The sequence below is a fragment of the Streptomyces sp. NPDC058195 genome, assembly GCF_042883525.1.
GTDB lineage: Bacteria > Actinomycetota > Actinomycetes > Streptomycetales > Streptomycetaceae > Streptomyces.
Genome location: NZ_JBHVVM010000010.1, coordinates 195,928 through 213,447 on the forward strand (window position 1 = coordinate 195,928; position 17,520 = coordinate 213,447).

A 17,520-nucleotide genomic window follows, 5' to 3' on the forward strand; every position below is an offset into this window, starting at 1 on the left:
CCCCTCTGCCGGGTGGTGGCAAAGGGGCTGCTGGGGTGGTGCGGCCGGGCGGGCCGGATCAGGCGGTGGAGGCCTTGGGGCTCGCGGCGGTGGAGGGGCTCCCGGTGGCCGAGGGGCTCACGCCGGGCGCGGGGGTGGCGCCCCCGTCGGAGGACTCGCCGGGCGAGGGGGTCGTGGTGGGCTCGGAGGCCTCGACCTTCAGCTCGACGACGAGCGTGGCGCCGCCCTCGGTGGTGAGGCGCAGCTTGAAGGTGCCCTCGGTGCCGTCGGCGTAGATCTGCGGCAGTTCCAGGGTGCCGTCGGCGCCGGTCCGCAGTGCCGTGAGGGTGCGGACGGGCTTGCCGTCGGCGTCCTTGAAGTAGGGGCCCTTGTCGTTCTCGGCCGGTTCCCCGGCGTCGGTGATCATGGTGGCGGTGACGGTGACCCCGGCCGCGACCGCGCCCTTGTAGGTGGTCTTGACCTCGACGGCGTCGGCGAACCGGGCCCCGGGGGCGGCGGTCAGCGCCGTGTCCCCGGTGCGGGCGATCGCGTCGGCCCGCCGGGCGGTGACGGTGGCGCTGTACGTGACGGGCGGCAGCGAGCTGCCGGTGACCGTGGCCCGCACGGTGAACAGGCCGGTCTTCTCGCCCGCCTTCAGTGCCGGGGCGGTGGCCGTACCGTCGGCGGCGGTGCGCACGACGGCCGTCTTCCTCCCGCCCGCGAAGGCGGCGTCGGTGTCGCTGGTGATGGCGAAGGTCACCGACACCTTGGCCAGCGGGCCGCCGCGCTTGTCCTCGGCCCGCACCATGATCCGCTCGGCGAAGACGTCGCCGGCGGTGGCGGTCAGCTTGCCGGTACCGGCGTTCTCGATGGCCGCCGGCTTCCCGGACGGGGTGGGCTTCGGACTCGGCTTGGGGTCCTTCGGGCCGCCGCCCGGCTTCGGCGGCTTGGTGCCGGGGCGGGGCGTCCCGGACGGTGAGGGGGACGGACCGGTGCCGCCGCCGAGACCGGGCGGGACGGCGCCGGTCCCGTCGGGGACCTCGTGGGTGCCGCGCTTGTAGTAGTCGAACCAGGAGCGGACGGTACGCAGGTACGCGTCCGAGTGGTTGTAGCTCAGGACCGCCCGGTCGAGGTCCGCGGCCGTTGACAGGTCGCGGGAACCGGCGCAGAGGTAGCGCCCGGCGGCGAGCGCGGCGTCGTAGATGTTGTTGGGGTTCTTGCGGCCGTCGCCGTTGCCGTCCTGGCCCCAGGTGGCCCAGGTGGACGGGATGAACTGCATCGGGCCGACGGCGCGGTCGTGGGTGGTGTCCCCGTCGTACGCCCCGTTGTCGGTGTCCTTGATCATGGCGAAGCCCCGGCCGTCGAGCACCGGGCCGAGGATCGGCGAGAAGGTGGTGCCGCTCGCGTCGACCCGGCCGCCGCGGGCGTGGCCGGACTCGACCTTGCCGATCGCGGCCAGCAGCTGCCAGGGCAGCCGGCAGGCGGCGTCGCCGGTGCGAAGGGTCTGCTCAGCCTTCTTGTACGCGGCCAGGACCGAGGCCGGGATGCCGGATTCCGCACGGCCGGTGACCGGCAGGCCGGTGGACGCGCCGGGCTTGTTCGGGGTGTCCAGCGGGGGAAGGTCCGTGTAGTACGGCGAGTTGCCGGTCGCCGCGCTGTCGTCGGGATCGGGGGTCGACCCGGTGGCCTGCGGGTCACCGTTCCCTGTGACCAGTGTGGTTCCGGGGGCACCCGAGGCGGAGAGCGCCGCCACGGCCAGTGCGGCCACGGCCGCGGTGGTCGCCCCCCTGCGAAGTCGGCGACCGAATTGCGCTGCCATAACCTCTGGCCCCTCCCCTTCGACGGCTGCCCCGCGCTCCCCAGCGCCGGACTCAGGCGACCCTACGGCAACTCGTACCGCCGGGACACCGCGCACCGACCGGTTCTTACCTCTTTTTCACGTTCCGGACAGCAAGTTGTACGGCGGTGTCCGAAGCATCCACGCAGCGCGCCCATACTGGCCGCCATGCCGTTCACACTCAGTCATGCCGCTGCCGTGCTCCCGGGGATACGACGGAACGGGACGGCGCGCGGGCCCCTGTTCGCCTCGGCGCTCGTGGCGGGCTCCTTCGCCCCCGACATGACGTACTTCGCGGACACGGCGATCCCGGGCGCCATGGAGTTCGGTGAGGTCACCCACGCGGTGTGGGGCGTGCTCACGGTCGACGTGCTGATCGCGGCGGCCGCGGTGGCGCTCTGGCTGCTGCTGCGCGAACCCCTGGTGGCGCTGCTGCCGGAGTCCTGGCAGGGGCGGGTGCACGCCTTCGTACGGGGGCGTGCGAGGGCCTGGGGGCCGCGGGCGGCCGGGTGGTTCGTGCTGTCGGCGGTTCTGGGCGCGGCCAGCCACGTCGTGTGGGACGCCTTCACCCATCACGGCCGCTGGGGGGTGCGTCTGGTGCCGGTGCTCAACGGGAGCCTCGGCGGGTTCCCGGTGTTCCAGCTGGTGCAGTACGGCACTTCGGCGGTGGCGCTGGCGGTGCTGGTGTGGTTCACCGCCTCGGGGCTGCGGCGGGCCGGGGCGGCTCCGGTCCCCCCGTCCGTGCCGGTGCTGGGCCGCCGGGGGCGGTGGGCGGCGGGCGTCCTGCTGGGCGTCTGCGTCCTGCTCGGCGTCGCCCACCGGTGCGTGCGCTGGTACGCGTACTTCGGGCACATCGACACCCCGCTGGACATCATCCCGACCATCTGCTTCGGCGCCGGGGCGGGGCTGGCGGCGGGTCTGGTGCTGTACGGGGCGTGGGCCCGGCTGCGGCGGCCGCGTACGACCACCGCGGCGGCCACCGGACGGACCATGGGGTGACCCCCCGGCCCGTCCGGTGCCGTCGGCGGTCAGTGGGCGGCGGACTCCCAGTCCGTGCCGACACCGACGGAGACGTCCAGCGGGGCGCGCAACCGCACGGCCGTGGACATCTCGTGACGGAGGATCTCCTCAACCCGCTCCCGCTCGCCCCCGGCGATCTCCAGGACGATTTCGTCATGGACCTGGAGCAGCATCCGGGACTTCAGCCCCGCCTCGCCGAGCGCCCGGTCGACGTGGAGCATGGCGACCTTGACGATGTCGGCGGCCGTGCCCTGGATCGGTGCGTTGAGCGCCATCCGCTCGGCCATCTCACGGCGCTGGCGGTTGTCGCTGTTGAGGTCGGGGAGATAGCGGCGGCGGCCGAAGACCGTCTCCGTGTAGCCCGTGGCCCTGGCCTCCTCCACCACCCGGTGCAGGTAGTCGCGGACCCCGCCGAAGCGCTCGAAGTAGGTGTCCATCAGACCGCGGGCCTCGGCCGGCTCGATGTTCAGCTGCTGGGAGAGGCCGAACGCGGAGAGCCCGTACGCCAGCCCGTAGCTCATGGCCTTGATCTTGCGGCGCATCTCCGGGTCGACGGCCGGCTTGTCGACGCCGAAGACCTGCGAGGCGACCGTGGTGTGCAGGTCCTCGCCGGAGGTGAACGCCTCGATGAGACCGGCGTCCTCGGAGAGATGGGCCATCACCCGCAGCTCGATCTGGCTGTAGTCGGCCGTCATCAGCGTCTCGAAGCCGTCGCCGACGACGAAGCCGCGGCGGATGGCCCGGCCCTCGTCCGTACGGACCGGGATGTTCTGCAGGTTGGGGTCGGTGGAGGAGAGCCGGCCCGTCGCCGCCACGGTCTGGTTGAACGTGGTGTGGATACGGCCGTCCGCCGCGACCGTCTTGATCAGGCCCTCGACGGTGACCCGCAGCTTGGCCTGCTCGCGGTGACGCAGCATGATCACCGGCAGCTCGTGCTCGGTCTGCGCGGCGAGCCAGGCCAGCGCGTCGGCGTCGGTGGTGTAGCCGGTCTTCGTCTTCTTCGTTTTGGGCAGGCCCAGCTCACCGAAGAGGACTTCCTGGAGCTGCTTGGGCGAACCGAGGTTGAACTCGCGGCCGACCGCCGCGTGCGCCTCCTTCACCGCCTGCTGCACGGCACCGGCGAACTGCTGCTCCATGCCTTCCAGGTGGGCCCGGTCGGCGGCGATGCCGTGCCGCTCCAGCCGGGCCAGCAGCGCGGAGGTGGGCAGCTCCATCTCGTGCAGCAGCTTGTCGGCTCCGACCTCCGCCAGCCGGGTCGTGAACGCCTCGCCCAGGTCCAGCACCGCGCGGGCCTGGGCCATCAGGGACTCGGCCTCCGCCTGGTCGTCCGCGCCGAAGGCCAGCTGCCCCTCGGAGGCCGCGGCGGGGGCCAGCTCACGGCCCAGGTACTCCACCGTCAGCGCGTCCAGCGCGAAGGAGCGGCGGCCGGGCTTGACCAGGTAGGCGGCGAGCGCGGTGTCCATCGTGACCCCGTCGACCGACCAGCCGTGTTCGGGGAAGACCCGCATGGCGCTCTTGGCGTTGTGCATGACCTTGGGCCGGTCCGCGTCGGCGATCCAGGCGGCGAACGCCCGCTCGTCGCCCTCGTCGAGCCGGGCCGGGTCGAACCAGGCGGCCGGGCCGTCCGCCGCGGCCAGCGCGATCTCGGTGACCGCGCCGCTGCCCAGGGCCCAGGTGTCGACCGTGGCGACGCCCAGCGGCTGCCCGCCGTGCTCGGCGAGCCAGGGGGCCAGCTCGCCCGCGCCCAGCACCGCGCCGTCCAGCTCGACGCCCGCGGCGGGCGCCGGGGCCTCGTCCTCGGCCGCGCCCGGGTCGACGGCCAGCAGCCGCTCGCGCAGGCTCGGGTTGCGGATCTCCAGGACCTCCAGCACGCCCGTCACGGCCGTGCGGTCGTAGGGCGCGCGCTCCAGGTCCTGCGGCGTCTTCGGCAGCTCCACGTCGCGGACCATCTCGGTCAGCCGGCGGTTGAGCCGCACCGCGTCCAGGTGGTCGCGGAAATTCTGCCCGGCCTTGCCCTTGACCTCCTCGGCCCGCTCGACCAGCTCGTCGAAGGAACCGAACTGGTTGATCCACTTCGCGGCCGTCTTCTCGCCGACCCCGGGGATGCCCGGCAGGTTGTCCGACGGGTCGCCGCGCAGCGCCGCGAAGTCGGGGTACTGCCGCGGGGAGAGTCCGTACTTCTCCTCGACCTTCGCGGGGGTGAAGCGGGTCAGCTCCGAGACACCCTTGGTCGGGTACAGCACGGTGACGTTGTCGGTGATCAGCTGGAAGGAATCCCGGTCGCCGGTGACGATCAGCACCTCGAAGCCGGCCGCCTCGGCCTGCGTGGCCAGCGTGGCGATGACGTCGTCCGCCTCGAAGCCGTCGACCGCGAAGCGGTCCACCCGCATCGCGTCCAGCAGCTCGCCGATCAGCTCGACCTGCCCCCGGAACTCGTCGGGGGTCTTGGAGCGGTTCGCCTTGTACTCCGGGAACTCCTCCGAGCGCCAGGTCTTGCGGGACACGTCGAACGCCACCGCGAAATGCGTGGGCGCCTCGTCACGCAACGTGTTCGCGAGCATCGACGCGAAGCCGTACACCGCGTTCGTCGGCTGCCCCGACCCTGTCGTGAAATTCTCCGCAGGCAGCGCAAAGAACGCCCGGTACGCCAGGGAGTGCCCGTCCATCAGGAGCAGGCGCGGTCGGTTGTCTGCCGTCTTCTTCGATGCCGTCTCAGCCACGCCCCCGATCCTGCCACGGACCACTGACATTCCCGACCGACCGGGCTGCGGCGGGCCCCGGGGCCCGTGCCACCGCCGGTCCCGCGTGACAGGATCACGGGGAGAACGAGGAACAGCGAGGAACACGGACGGCCCCGGTGCGCGCCGCGCACCGCGCCGCCCCGCAGTCGGACCCGAAGGGGAGCACACCATGGCCACCAAGCCGCCCACCGGTGACCCGGTCCAGGACGCACCGCGGGTCGGACCGGCGCAGCACGCCGCCGCCGGACTGCCCGCGGTCGCGCACAGCCTGCGCGTCGCACAGCAGCAGATGGGAGCGCGGCGCACCGCGCAGACCCTGCTCAAGGTCAATCAGAAGAACGGCTTCGACTGCCCCGGCTGCGCCTGGCCCGAGAGCGACAGGCGGCACACGGCGGAGTTCTGCGAGAACGGCGCCAAGGCGGTCGCCGAGGAGGCAACGCTGCGCCGGGTCACCCCGGAGTTCTTCGCCGCGCACCCGCTCTCCGACCTCGCCGCGCGCAGTGGGTACTGGCTGGGCCAGCAGGGCCGGATCACCCACCCGATGTACCTCCCCGAGGGCGCCGACCGGTACGAGGAGGTGAGCTGGGAGCGGGCCTTCGCGGTCATCGCCGAGGAGCTGACCGGGCTCGCCTCCCCCGACGAGGCCCTCTTCTACACCTCGGGCCGCACCAGCAACGAGGCCGCGTTCCTGCTCCAGCTGTTCGCCCGCGAGTTCGGGACGAACAACCTCCCCGACTGCTCCAACATGTGCCACGAGTCCTCCGGCTCGGCGCTGACGGAGACCATCGGCGTCGGCAAGGGCAGCGTCTCCCTGGAGGACCTCCACCGGGCCGACCTGATCATCGTCGCCGGGCAGAATCCCGGCACGAACCATCCCCGGATGCTCTCCGCCCTGGAGAAGGCCAAGGCCGCCGGAGCGAAGATCATCTCGGTGAATCCGCTCCCCGAGGCCGGCATGGAGCGCTTCAAGAACCCGCAGACGCCGCTCGGCCTGGTCCGGGGGACCGCGCTCAACGACCTCTTCCTCCAGATCCGGATCGGCGGCGACCAGGCCCTCTTCCGCCTGCTGAACAAGATGGTCATCGAGACCCCGGGCGCCGTCGACGAGGCGTTCGTCCAGGAGCACACCCACGGGTTCGAGGAGTTCGCGGCCGCCGCCCGCGCGGCCGACTGGGACGAGACCCTCACCGCCACCGGCCTCGACCGCGAGACCATCGAGCAGGCCCTGGCCATGGTCCTCGCCTCGAAGCGCACGATCGTCTGCTGGGCCATGGGCCTCACCCAGCACAAGCACTCCGTGCAGACCATCCGCGAGGTGGTCAACTTCCTGCTGCTGCGGGGCGACATCGGCCGTCCCGGTGCCGGGGTCTGCCCCGTCCGCGGCCACTCCAACGTGCAGGGCGACCGCACCATGGGCATCTTCGAGCGCCCCTCCGCCGCCTTCCTCGACGCCCTCGACAAGGAATTCGGGATCACCTCGCCGCGCCACCACGGCTACGACGTCGTCCGGTCCATCCGCGCCCTGCGCGACGGCGACGCCAAGGTCTTCTTCGCCATGGGCGGCAACTTCGTCGCGGCCACCCCCGACACGGACGTCACCGAGGCCGCGATGCGCCGCGCCCGCCTCACCGTCCACGTCTCCACCAAGCTGAACCGCTCGCACGCCGTGACCGGCACCCGCGCGCTGATCCTTCCCACGCTGGGACGTACCGACAAGGACGTCCAGGCGAGCGGCAAGCAGTTCGTCACCGTCGAGGACTCCATGAGCATGGTCCACGCCTCGCGCGGCAACCTGCCTCCCGCCAGCCCCCATCTGCTCTCCGAACCCGCCATCGTCGCGCGGCTCGCCCGCGCCGTACTCGGGCCCGGGTCGGCCACGCCGTGGGAGGAGTTCGAACGGGACTACGCCACGGTCCGCGACCGCATCTCCCGCGTCGTCCCCGGTTTCGAGGACTTCAACGCCCGCGTCGCGCGCCCCGGCGGCTTCACCCTCCCGCACGCCCCACGCGACGAGCGCCGTTTCCCCACCGCGACCGGCCGGGCCAACTTCACCGCCGCCCCCGTCGAGTACCCCGAAGTCCCCGAGGGCAGGCTGCTGCTGCAGACCCTGCGTTCCCACGACCAGTACAACACCACCGTCTACGGGCTCGACGACCGCTACCGCGGCATCCGGGGCGGCCGCCGCGTCGTCCTGGTCAACCCCGACGACGCCCGCGCCCTGGGCCTGCCCGACGGCGCGTACACCGATCTCGTCAGCGAGTGGAGGGACGGCGTGGAGCGCCGCGCCCCCGGTTTCCGCGTGGTGCACTACCCGACCGCCCGGGGGTGCGCCGCCGCCTACTACCCGGAGACCAACGTGCTGGTCCCGCTCGACTCCACCGCGGACACCAGCAACACCCCGGCCAGCAAGTCCGTCGTCGTCCGGTGCGAGAACACCACGGCGGGCCCGCCGGACGAGAGGCCCTGAGAGGGCCCGCCCCGGTCCCGGGCACCGGCGTTCCGCGGCCTGCGCACGCATGCCCGCGCGGGCGCCCGGCGGACACGCCCTAAGCGTCCGCTCAGTCGTCTGATAGGAACGACGCACACAGTGATGCCGTGAACCACCGCAGACGATCGGAGCAGGCCCATGGGCGAGCACACCGCACCCACGTTCCCCCAGGAGATCATCGACGAGTACGCCGCCCTCGGCGTCGACCTGCCCGCGCTCTTCTCCGCCGGGCACCTCGGCGAACGCATGGGCGTCACCGTCGTCGAGGCCACGGCGGAGCGCGTCGTCGGCACCATGCCCGTCGAGGGCAACACCCAGCCCTACGGGCTGCTCCACGGCGGCGCCTCCGCCGTGCTCGCCGAGACCCTCGGCTCCGTCGGCGCCATGCTCCACGGCGGTGCGTCCAAGCTCGCCGTCGGCGTCGACCTGAACTGCACCCACCACCGCGGGGTGCGCAGCGGGCTCGTGACCGGTGTCGCCACCCCCGTACACCGCGGGCGCTCCACCGCCACGTACGAGATCGCCCTCACCGACGAGGCGGGCAAGCGGGTCTGCACCGCACGCCTCACCTGCATGCTCCGTGACGCCCCGCGCCCCGACGCGGGCTGACGGACCGGAAGCGCGACGCACCACAACGCACCACAACGCACCACAACCCAGCACAACGCACCACGAGGTGCGACGCCCCTGCCCGGCCGGAGAACAATCCGGCCGGGCAGAGTCATTTCCGTCCACAACAGCCCGTACACGCGGTGGAGTTGGCCATTCGATGCATCAACTCCCTTGACCGAGCGCCCTGTTGTATGGCCAACTCACCATCACGCGTGCCACGCCGAGTCGACCGCACCACCTCCAAGGTGACGCTGCGTAGTCACCGCCCGGACCCTTTCCGCCCCTCGGGCACCCGGCCCGGCGGCCACCGGACCCTCGCCGCACCTCCGCCCGCCGCACCCCGCGCCACCTCGTGCGACAGCAGCGTGATCGGCTCAAGCCCCTTAGCAGAGCTGGGTGTTCTCAGAATGCGGTCACTTCACCGTCCGGTAAAAAGACGTACATGTCCGCACAGCCACCTCAAGCCTTGCTCAACGGCATAACAAGACAGTCACATCCTGCGGCGGACCCACCCCCGACGCCCGCCCCTGCGCCTAGAGTCACGGCCAGTCACCGCGCCGCCGGGCGCGTCTGCAAGCACGGCCCTGTACCACCCAGTACGGCCCGGCGAACGTCACGGCACCTCACGCAGAGGAGGCCGCGCCAGGGAAAGGACCTTTCGTGCGACACCGTTCGTTGTTCATACTCACCGCAGTGCTCACCACCGGAGCACTGACACTCACCGCCTGCGGGTCGCGCGACGACAGCAAGAACGGCGGCGGTGGTGGCGGCGGCGACACCCAGACCGTCGTCATCGGCGTCGACGCGCCCATCACGGGCGACCTGTCCGCCCTCGGCCTCGGCATCAAGAACTCCGCCGACCTCGCGGCCAAGACGGCGAACAAGGAAAACACCGTCCCGGGCATCAAGTTCGAGGTCAAGCCGCTCGACGACCAGGCGCAGCCCTCCGTCGGCCAGCAGAACGCCCAGAAGTTCATCGACGACGACAGCGTTGTCGGTGTGGTCGGCCCCCTGAACTCCGGCGTCTCGCAGTCGATGCAGAAGCCGCTCAACGACGCCAGCCTCACCCAGGTCTCCCCCGCCAACACGGGCACCGAGCTGACCCAGGGCGAGAACTGGAAGACCGGCGACAAGAAGCGTCCCTTCAAGACCTACTTCCGCACCGCCACCACGGACCAGATCCAGGGTGCCTTCGCCGCGAAGTACCTCTTCAACGACGCGAAGATCAAGCAGGTCTACCTCATCGACGACCAGAAGCCTTACGGCGCCGGTCTCGCCGCGTCCTTCAAGAACACCTTCACCACCCTCGGCGGCAAGATCGTCGGCACCGACCACGTCAACCCCGACGACCGCGACTTCAACGCCGTCGTCACCAAGGTCAAGCGGTCCGGCGCCAAGGCCGTCTACTACGGTGGCGAGTACCCCGCCGGTGCTCCGCTGAGCCAGCAGCTCAAGGACAGCGTGCAGATCCCGCTCATGGGCGGCGACGGCATGTACAGCGCCGACTTCATCAAGCTCAACAAGAAGGCCCAGGGCGACATCGCCACCTCCGTCGGCAAGCCCGTCGAGGAGCTCGACTCGGCCAAGAAGTTCATCGCCGACTACAAGAACGCCGGGTACAAGGACGCCTACGAGGCGTACGGCGGCGGCACCTACGACGCCACCTGGTCGATCATCGAGGCCGTCAAGATCGCCGTCGCCGACAACGGCGGCAAGCTGCCCGGCAGCGACGAGGTCCGCGCCAAGGTCCTCGCGGCCATGGCCAAGGTCAAGTTCGAGGGCGTCACCGGCCCGGTCTCCTTCGACGAGTTCGGCGACACCACCAACACCATGATGACCGCCTACCAGGTCGACGGCGGCAAGTGGGCCTCCAAGCTCAGCGAGGCCTACAAGCCGTAACCCGCTCCCGGGCCCACGCCTGACGCCCACACCAGACCGCGCGGGAGCGCTACCAGCCTCCCGCGCGGTGCCATATCCGAACCACTCCACGGAGGCCCTGCGGTGAACGAACTGCCGCAACAGCTGGCCAATGGACTCATCCTCGGCGCGATGTACGGACTCATCGCGATCGGCTACACGATGGTCTACGGAATCATCCAGCTCATCAACTTCGCCCACGGCGAGATCTTCATGATCGGAGGCTTCGGAGCTCTCACCGTGTACCTCTGGATGCCGGCCGGTGTCTCCCTCCTCGCAATCATCCCTCTCATGATCATCGGCGGCGTCATCTGCTCCGTCGCCGTCAGCACCGCCGCCGAGCGCTTCGCCTACCGGCCCTTGCGCAACGCACCCCGGCTGGCCCCGCTGATCACCGCGATCGGACTCTCCCTCGCGCTCCAGCAGGCCATCTGGAAGTGGTACCCGGACGCCAAGAAGGACCGTTCCTTCCCCCAGTTCAAGGGTGAGGCGCTCGACATCTTCGGCGCCCACATCCAGCGCGGTGACCTCTTCGTCCTCATCACCGCACCCATCTGCATGCTCGCTCTCGGGCTCTTCGTCTCCAAGACCCGCTCCGGCCGCGGCATGCAGGCCACCAGCCAGGACCCCGACACCGCCAAGCTCATGGGCATCAACACCGACCGCATCATCGTCATGGCCTTCGCCATCGGTGCCGCGTTCGCCGCCGTCGCCGCCGTCGCCTACGGGCTCAAGAACGGCCAGATCGGCTTCAAAATGGGCTTCATCATGGGCCTCAAGGCCTTCACCGCGGCCGTGCTCGGCGGAATCGGCAACATCTACGGCGCCATGCTCGGCGGCGTCGTCCTCGGCATCGCCGAATCCCTCGCCACCGGCTACATGAGCAACGTGCCCGGCATGGAGCTCTTCGGCGGCGGAGCCTGGAAGGACGTATGGGCCTTCGTCCTGCTCATCATCGTCCTGCTGCTGCGCCCCCAGGGTCTGCTCGGCGAACGCGTCGCGGATCGGGCGTGATACGGATGACCACGAACCACACCACCGCACCCGCCGCCTTCCTGCCGGTCCCCGCCTCCGCGGCCCGCATCGGCACCGTCGTCGGCGCCGCCGCCGCACTCGCCGGCACCTTCCTCGCCTGGACCTGGACCAGCGAATTCCCCGGCGACCTCACCGTCACCGGCTACCCCGGCGGCCTCCAGGTCCTCACCCTGATCAGCGCCGCGCTCACCCTGCTCCTCGCCCTCTCCGGGTACGGCATCAGCGGTCTGCGCTGGCTCACTCCCGGCGGCACCAACAGCCCCGTACGCCTCGTCGCACTGGGCACCCTCGGCACCACCGGCTACGCCCTCGGTGCCATCTCCTACGAACTCGGCGGCGCCGTCAACCTGGAGCCCGGCGCCTGGGTCAGCGGCATCGGCGCGCTCATCGCCGCGGTCGCCGCGCTCGGCCTCCCCGGCGACCAGCCGCTCACCGGCACCGGGGCCACCGCCTGGCAGCGCTTCCGCAACAGCCTCGGCGCCCCGCAGGCCCCCCGGGCCAAGGCCCTCCCCTCCTGGGCCGAGATCCTGATCATCGTCGTCGCGTTCGGCATCGGCCTCTACGTCTTCGCCTACGGCATCGACACCGACTACACCGAACTCTTCATCGGCTTCCTCATCACCGTCGCCTTCGCCTTCACCGCGCTCCACCGGGCCGGACTCGTCTCCCGCCTCACCGCGCTGACCGCGAAGCACCGCAACATCACGCTCGCCGCGGCGCTCGTCGCAGCCGTCTGCTTCCCCTTCACCCAGCAGAAAGAGGAATACGCGCTCATCGGCGCCAACATCCTCATCTTCGGCACCGTCGCGCTCGGCCTCAACGTCGTCGTCGGCCTCGCCGGCCTCCTCGACCTCGGATACGTCGCCTTCCTCGGTGTCGGCGCCTACGCCGCCGCCCTGGTCTCCGGCTCCACCATGTCGGCCATCGGCGTCGAGTTCCCCTTCTGGGCCGCCGTCCTCACCGGCGCCGGAGCCTCGCTCGTCTTCGGCGTACTCATCGGCGCACCCACCCTGCGGCTCCGCGGCGACTACCTCGCCATCGTGACGCTCGGCTTCGGAGAGATCTTCCGCCTCACCGTCAACAACCTCAACGGCAACAGCGGCCCCGACCTCACCAACGGCTCCCAGGGCATCCCCAGCATCCCGGACCTCAACTTCTTCGGCTTCGACTTCGGCCTGAAGCACAGCATCCTCGGCTTCGACCTCGGCAGGTCCTCCAACTACTACCTGCTGATGCTCGTCTTCACCGCCGTCGTCGTCCTGGTCTTCCGCCGCTCCGGGGAATCCCGTATCGGCCGCGCCTGGGTCGCCATCCGCGAGGACGAGACCGCCGCCACCGCCATGGGCATCAACGCCTTCCGGCTCAAGCTGCTCGCCTTCGCCCTCGGCGCCACCCTCGCCGGGCTCGCCGGAACCGTCCAGGCGCACGTCAACTACACCGTGACGCCCGAGCAGTACCAGTTCGCCGGTTCCGTACCGCCGAACTCGGCGTTCCTGCTCGCCGCGGTCATCCTCGGCGGCATGGGCACCCTCAGCGGACCGCTCGTCGGCGCCGCGCTGCTCTACCTCATCCCGGCCAAGCTCCAGTTCATGCAGGACTACCAGCTCTTCCTCTTCGGCATCGCGCTCATCCTGCTGATGCGGCTGCGCCCCGAAGGACTGGTCGCCGACCGCCGCAAGCAGCTTGAGTTCCACGAGAACGACCAGCCCGACGTACCCGAACCACGGCAGTCCGAAGAGACCGGCGCCGGTATCGCCAAGGCGGGGGCGTGACCACCATGACCACCACGAAGACCGCCACCCCCGTCCTCGAAGCCAGCGGCGTCACCATGCGCTTCGGCGGCCTCACCGCCGTGCGCGGCGTCGACTTCACCGTCAACGCGGGCGAGATCGTCGGCCTCATCGGCCCCAACGGCGCGGGCAAGACCACCTTCTTCAACTGCCTCACCGGGCTGTACGTCCCCACCGAGGGCAAGGTCAGCTACAAGGGCACGGTCCTGCCGCCCAAGCCGCACCTGGTCACCCAGGCCGGCATCGCCCGCACCTTCCAGAACATCCGGCTCTTCGCCAATATGACGGTTCTGGAGAACGTCCTCGTCGGACGTCACACCAGGACCAAGGAAGGTCTCTGGTCCGCCCTGCTCCGCCTCCCCGGCTTCACCCGGGCCGAGCAGGCCAGCCGCGAACGCGCCATGGAACTCCTGGAGTTCATCGGTCTCCAGGACAAGGCCGACCACCTCGCGCGCAACCTCCCCTACGGAGACCAGCGCAAGCTGGAGATCGCCCGCGCCCTCGCCAGCGACCCCGGGCTCCTGCTGCTCGACGAGCCCACCGCCGGGATGAACCCGCAGGAGACCCGCGTCACCGAAGAGCTCATCTTCGCCATCCGGGACAAGGGCATCGCCGTACTCGTCATCGAGCACGACATGCGGTTCATCTTCAACCTCTGCGACCGCGTCGCCGTGCTCGTCCAGGGCGAGAAGCTCGTCGAGGGCACCGCCGACGTCGTCCAGAGCGACGAACGCGTCGTCGCCGCCTACCTCGGCACCCCCTTCGAAGGCGCCCCCGGCGCCGAGGAGGCCGCCGAGGTCGAGGCCGCCGAGACCGGCGCGGCGAAGGCCGCCACCACCAGCACCAGCACCAGCACCGAGGAGGAGGACACCCGATGACCGCACTGCTAGAGGTCGAGGACCTCCGCGTCGCCTACGGCAAGATCGAAGCCGTCAAGGGCATCTCCTTCACCGTCGAAGCCGGTCAGGTCGTCACCCTCATCGGCACCAACGGTGCGGGCAAGACCACCACCCTGCGCACCCTGTCCGGCCTGCTCAAGCCAGCTGGCGGCCGTATCGTCTTCGACGGCAGACCGCTCAACGACGTCCCCGCCCACAAGGTCGTCGCGCTGGGCCTGGCGCACTCCCCCGAGGGCCGCCACATCTTCCCCCGGCTGACCATCACCGAGAACCTCCAGCTCGGCGCCTACCTCCGCAGCGACAAGGCGGGCATCGAGAAGGACATCCAGCGCGCCTACGACCTCTTCCCCATCCTCGGGGAACGCCGCAAGCAGGCCGCCGGAACCCTCTCGGGCGGCGAGCAGCAGATGCTCGCCATGGGCCGTGCCCTCATGTGCCAGCCCAAGCTCCTGATGCTCGACGAGCCCTCCATGGGCCTCTCCCCGATCATGATGCAGAAGATCATGGAGACGATCGTCGAGCTGAAGGCCCAGGGCACCACCATCCTGCTCGTCGAGCAGAACGCCCAGGCCGCGCTCTCCCTCGCCGACCAGGGCCACGTCATGGAGGTCGGCAAGATCGTCCTCTCCGGCACCGGCGCGGACCTCCTGCACGACGAGTCCGTCCGCAAGGCCTACCTCGGCGAGGACTGACCCTCCTCCCGTACGCGGAAGGCCCGCACCCCGTTTCCACCCCGGGTGCGGGCCTTGCGCGTACGCTCGTGCGCCGCCTACTCGGCGGCCTTCTTCTTCTCCTCGGCGTCCGCGATCAGCGCCTCGGCGAGCTGCTGCATCGAGAGCCGGCGGTCCATCGACGTCTTCTGGATCCACCGGAACGCGGCCGGTTCGGAGAGCCCGTAGTCCGTCTGCAGAATGCTCTTCGCCCGGTCCACCAGCTTCCGCGTCTCCAGCCGCTGTGCCAGGTCCGCGACCTCGTTCTCCAGCGCCTTCAGCTCCGCGAACCGCGACACCGCCATCTCGATGGCGGGCACCACGTCGCTCTTGCTGAACGGCTTCACCAGATACGCCATCGCCCCGGCGTCCCGGGCCCGCTCCACCAGATCGCGCTGCGAGAAGGCGGTCAGCATCAGCACCGGCGCGATCGACTCCTCGGCGATCTTCTCCGCGGCGGAGATCCCGTCGAGAACCGGCATCTTCACATCGAGGATCACCAGATCCGGCCGGTGCTCCCGGGCCAGCTCGACGGCCTGCTGCCCGTCCCCCGCCTCGCCGACGACCGTGTACCCCTCTTCCTCCAGCATCTCCTTGAGATCGAGACGGATGAGCGCCTCGTCCTCGGCGATGACGACGCGGGTCGTCAGCGGCGGAACGTGCGGCTGGTCATCGTCAGCGGCTGGCTGGGGCGACTCGGGCGTGGTCACGGGGCTCCTCATTACGGGCCGGACAGATGCTGCTGCTGATGCAGCCTACCTAGCTGCAGGAACCCGCGCGGAACCGGTAGACTCCGACCGGGTTGGCCAGCCGGGTTGGCGGAATGGCAGACGCTGATGTCTCAAACACATCTGTCCGAAAGGACGTGCGGGTTCGACTCCCGCACCCGGCACATCCCGAAGCGGATGTTCACACTCTCGTGAGCATCCGCTTTCCGCTTCCCCCCTACTTCGGGCTGTCGTCCTCGCCGATGTGGTGCACCCGGACCAGGTTCGTCGAGCCCGGGACGCCGGGCGGGGAGCCCGCCGTGATGACCACGATGTCGCCCTTCTGGCAGCGGCCGATCTTCAGGAGCTCCTCGTCGACCTGGGCGACCATGGCGTCCGTCGAGTCCACCTCCGGACCCAGGAAGGTCTCGACGCCCCAGGTCAGGTTCAGCTGGGCGCGGGTGGCCCGGTCCGGGGTGAAGGCCAGGAGCGGGATCGGCGAACGGTAGCGGGACAGCCGGCGGACGGTGTCGCCGCTCTGCGTGAAGGCGACCAGGAACTTCGCGCCGAGGAAGTCGCCCATCTCGGCCGCCGCGCGGGCCACCGCGCCGCCCTGGGTGCGGGGCTTGCTGCGGTCGGTCAGCGGCGGGAGGCCCTTGGCCAGGATGTCCTCCTCGGCGGCCTCGACGATGCGGGACATCGTACGGACGGTCTCGACCGGGTACGTGCCCACGCTGGTCTCGCCGGAGAGCATCACCGCGTCCGTGCCGTCGATGACGGCGTTGGCGACGTCGGAGGCCTCGGCGCGGGTGGGGCGGGAATGGTCGATCATCGAGTCGAGCATCTGGGTGGCGACGATGACCGGCTTGGCGTTGCGCTTGGCGAGTTTGATGGCCCGCTTCTGGACGATCGGCACCTGCTCCAGAGGCATCTCGACGCCGAGGTCGCCGCGGGCGACCATGATGCCGTCGAAGGCGGCGACGATGCCGTCGATGTTCTCGACGGCCTGGGGCTTCTCCACCTTGGCGATGACGGGGAGGCGGCGGCCCTCCTCGTCCATGACGCGGTGGACGTCCTCGATGTCGCGTCCGCTGCGCACGAAGGAGAGGGCGATGATGTCGGCGCCGGTGCGCAGGGCCCAGCGCAGGTCCTCGATGTCCTTCTCGGAGAGCGCGGGGACGGAGACGGCGACGCCGGGAAGGTTGAGGCCCTTGTGGTCGGAGACCATGCCGCCCTCGATGACGGTGGTGCGGACCCGGGGGCCGTCGACCCCGGTGACTTCGAGGGTGACCCGGCCGTCGTCGACGAGGATGCGCTCGCCCGGCGTGACATCGGCGGCGAGCCCGTCGTAGGTGGTGCCGCAGATGTGGCGGTCGCCCTCGACGGGTTCGACGGTGATGGTGAAGGTGTCGCCCCGTTCGAGGAGCACGGGGCCCTCACCGAAGCAGCCGAGGCGGATCTTCGGCCCCTGGAGGTCGGCGAGGATGCCGACGCTGCGCCCGAGCTCGCCGGAGGCCTTGCGTACGCGGCGGTACCGCTCCTCGTGTTCCGCGTAGGTGCCGTGGCTGAGGTTGAGGCGGGCGATGTCCATTCCCGCTTCGACCAATGCTTTGATCCGGTCGTACGTGTCGACGGCAGGGCCCAGGGTGCAAACAATTTTCGCTCGGCGCATGCTTCGACCCTAGCCCTTACCTACGGGTAGCCGATTGGCCTCCTGTGACTGCTCAACGACCTTTGGATGAAGGGTTATTGACAAGTGCCGAATTGTGCACCGGGGTGCTCGGA

At 70.4% G+C, this 17,520-nt stretch carries 12 protein-coding genes and 1 tRNA gene; 9 read left to right on the forward strand and 4 right to left on the reverse strand.

Annotated elements, in window-relative coordinates; all coding sequences use genetic code 11:
• Positions 1–58 precede the first annotated feature (58 nt).
• Entirely contained in the window at positions 59–1,798 is a 1,740-nt protein-coding gene (locus ACFVWY_RS15645) for a lytic transglycosylase domain-containing protein (RefSeq protein WP_389871905.1), read from the reverse strand.
• 186 nt (positions 1,799–1,984) lie between these two features.
• On the opposite strand from ACFVWY_RS15645, the gene ACFVWY_RS15650 reads away from it, so the two are divergent.
• Positions 1,985–2,815 (forward strand): DUF4184 family protein, encoded by an 831-nt coding sequence (locus ACFVWY_RS15650; RefSeq protein WP_389871908.1) that lies wholly within the window; start codon positions 1,985–1,987, stop codon positions 2,813–2,815.
• Positions 2,816–2,844: 29 nt separating this feature from the next.
• Here ACFVWY_RS15650 and polA read toward each other — a convergent pair whose 3' ends face one another.
• Positions 2,845–5,556 carry a DNA polymerase I gene (gene polA / locus ACFVWY_RS15655; protein ID WP_389871909.1) on the reverse strand — a complete coding sequence of 904 codons (2,712 nt, stop codon included), beginning with the start codon at positions 5,554–5,556 and terminating at the stop codon, positions 2,845–2,847.
• Between the two features lie 190 nt (positions 5,557–5,746).
• Between polA and ACFVWY_RS15660 the strand changes: the two genes are divergently transcribed.
• The 7 genes from ACFVWY_RS15660 to ACFVWY_RS15690 all read left to right on the forward strand — a co-directional run bounded on the left by ACFVWY_RS15660 (position 5,747) and on the right by ACFVWY_RS15690 (position 15,010).
• Entirely contained in the window at positions 5,747–8,044 is a 2,298-nt protein-coding gene (locus tag ACFVWY_RS15660) for an FdhF/YdeP family oxidoreductase (RefSeq protein WP_389871912.1), read from the forward strand.
• 159 nt (positions 8,045–8,203) lie between these two features.
• A complete protein-coding gene (locus ACFVWY_RS15665; RefSeq protein ID WP_389871914.1) occupies positions 8,204–8,674 on the forward strand; it encodes a PaaI family thioesterase in 471 nt (156 codons plus the stop codon).
• Between the two features lie 678 nt (positions 8,675–9,352).
• On the forward strand, positions 9,353–10,576 hold the full coding sequence (locus ACFVWY_RS15670; protein ID WP_389871973.1) for a branched-chain amino acid ABC transporter substrate-binding protein: 1,224 nt from the start codon (positions 9,353–9,355) through the stop codon (positions 10,574–10,576).
• Positions 10,577–10,678: 102 nt separating this feature from the next.
• Positions 10,679–11,608, forward strand: a complete 930-nt coding sequence (locus ACFVWY_RS15675; RefSeq protein WP_389871917.1) for a branched-chain amino acid ABC transporter permease — start codon at positions 10,679–10,681, stop codon at positions 11,606–11,608.
• Positions 11,609–11,613: 5 nt separating this feature from the next.
• Positions 11,614–13,401, forward strand: a complete 1,788-nt coding sequence (locus ACFVWY_RS15680; protein WP_389871919.1) for a branched-chain amino acid ABC transporter permease — start codon at positions 11,614–11,616, stop codon at positions 13,399–13,401.
• Positions 13,398–14,297 (forward strand): ABC transporter ATP-binding protein, encoded by a 900-nt coding sequence (locus ACFVWY_RS15685; RefSeq protein ID WP_389871922.1) that lies wholly within the window; start codon positions 13,398–13,400, stop codon positions 14,295–14,297. Before ACFVWY_RS15680 ends, ACFVWY_RS15685 begins: the two co-directional genes overlap by 4 nt.
• On the forward strand, positions 14,294–15,010 hold the full coding sequence (locus ACFVWY_RS15690; protein ID WP_389871925.1) for an ABC transporter ATP-binding protein: 717 nt from the start codon (positions 14,294–14,296) through the stop codon (positions 15,008–15,010). The genes ACFVWY_RS15685 and ACFVWY_RS15690 overlap by 4 nt, the downstream gene beginning before the upstream one ends.
• A gap of 77 nt (positions 15,011–15,087) precedes the next feature.
• Here ACFVWY_RS15690 and ACFVWY_RS15695 read toward each other — a convergent pair whose 3' ends face one another.
• On the reverse strand, positions 15,088–15,738 hold the full coding sequence (locus ACFVWY_RS15695; protein ID WP_389871927.1) for an ANTAR domain-containing response regulator: 651 nt from the start codon (positions 15,736–15,738) through the stop codon (positions 15,088–15,090).
• Between the two features lie 99 nt (positions 15,739–15,837).
• On the opposite strand from ACFVWY_RS15695, the gene ACFVWY_RS15700 reads away from it, so the two are divergent.
• A tRNA-Leu gene (locus ACFVWY_RS15700) sits at positions 15,838–15,920 on the forward strand.
• 53 nt (positions 15,921–15,973) lie between these two features.
• On the opposite strand, the gene pyk is transcribed toward ACFVWY_RS15700, so the two are convergent.
• Positions 15,974–17,407 (reverse strand): pyruvate kinase, encoded by a 1,434-nt coding sequence (gene pyk / locus ACFVWY_RS15705; RefSeq protein ID WP_389871930.1) that lies wholly within the window; start codon positions 17,405–17,407, stop codon positions 15,974–15,976.
• Between the last annotated feature and the right edge of the window lie 113 nt (positions 17,408–17,520).

Bases quoted from the DNA above. Each gene is read 5' to 3' on its own strand.
- ACFVWY_RS15690 (WP_389871925.1), top strand. From the start codon at position 14,294: ATGACCGCACTGCTAGAGGTCGAGGACCTCCGCGTCGCCTACGGCAAG.
- ACFVWY_RS15650 (WP_389871908.1), top strand. From the start codon at position 1,985: ATGCCGTTCACACTCAGTCATGCCGCTGCCGTGCTCCCGGGGATACGA.
- ACFVWY_RS15665 (WP_389871914.1), top strand. From the start codon at position 8,204: ATGGGCGAGCACACCGCACCCACGTTCCCCCAGGAGATCATCGACGAG.
- ACFVWY_RS15645 (WP_389871905.1), bottom strand. From the start codon at position 1,798: ATGGCAGCGCAATTCGGTCGCCGACTTCGCAGGGGGGCGACCACCGCG.
- ACFVWY_RS15660 (WP_389871912.1), top strand. From the start codon at position 5,747: ATGGCCACCAAGCCGCCCACCGGTGACCCGGTCCAGGACGCACCGCGG.
- ACFVWY_RS15680 (WP_389871919.1), top strand. From the start codon at position 11,614: ATGACCACGAACCACACCACCGCACCCGCCGCCTTCCTGCCGGTCCCC.
- pyk (WP_389871930.1), bottom strand. From the start codon at position 17,407: ATGCGCCGAGCGAAAATTGTTTGCACCCTGGGCCCTGCCGTCGACACG.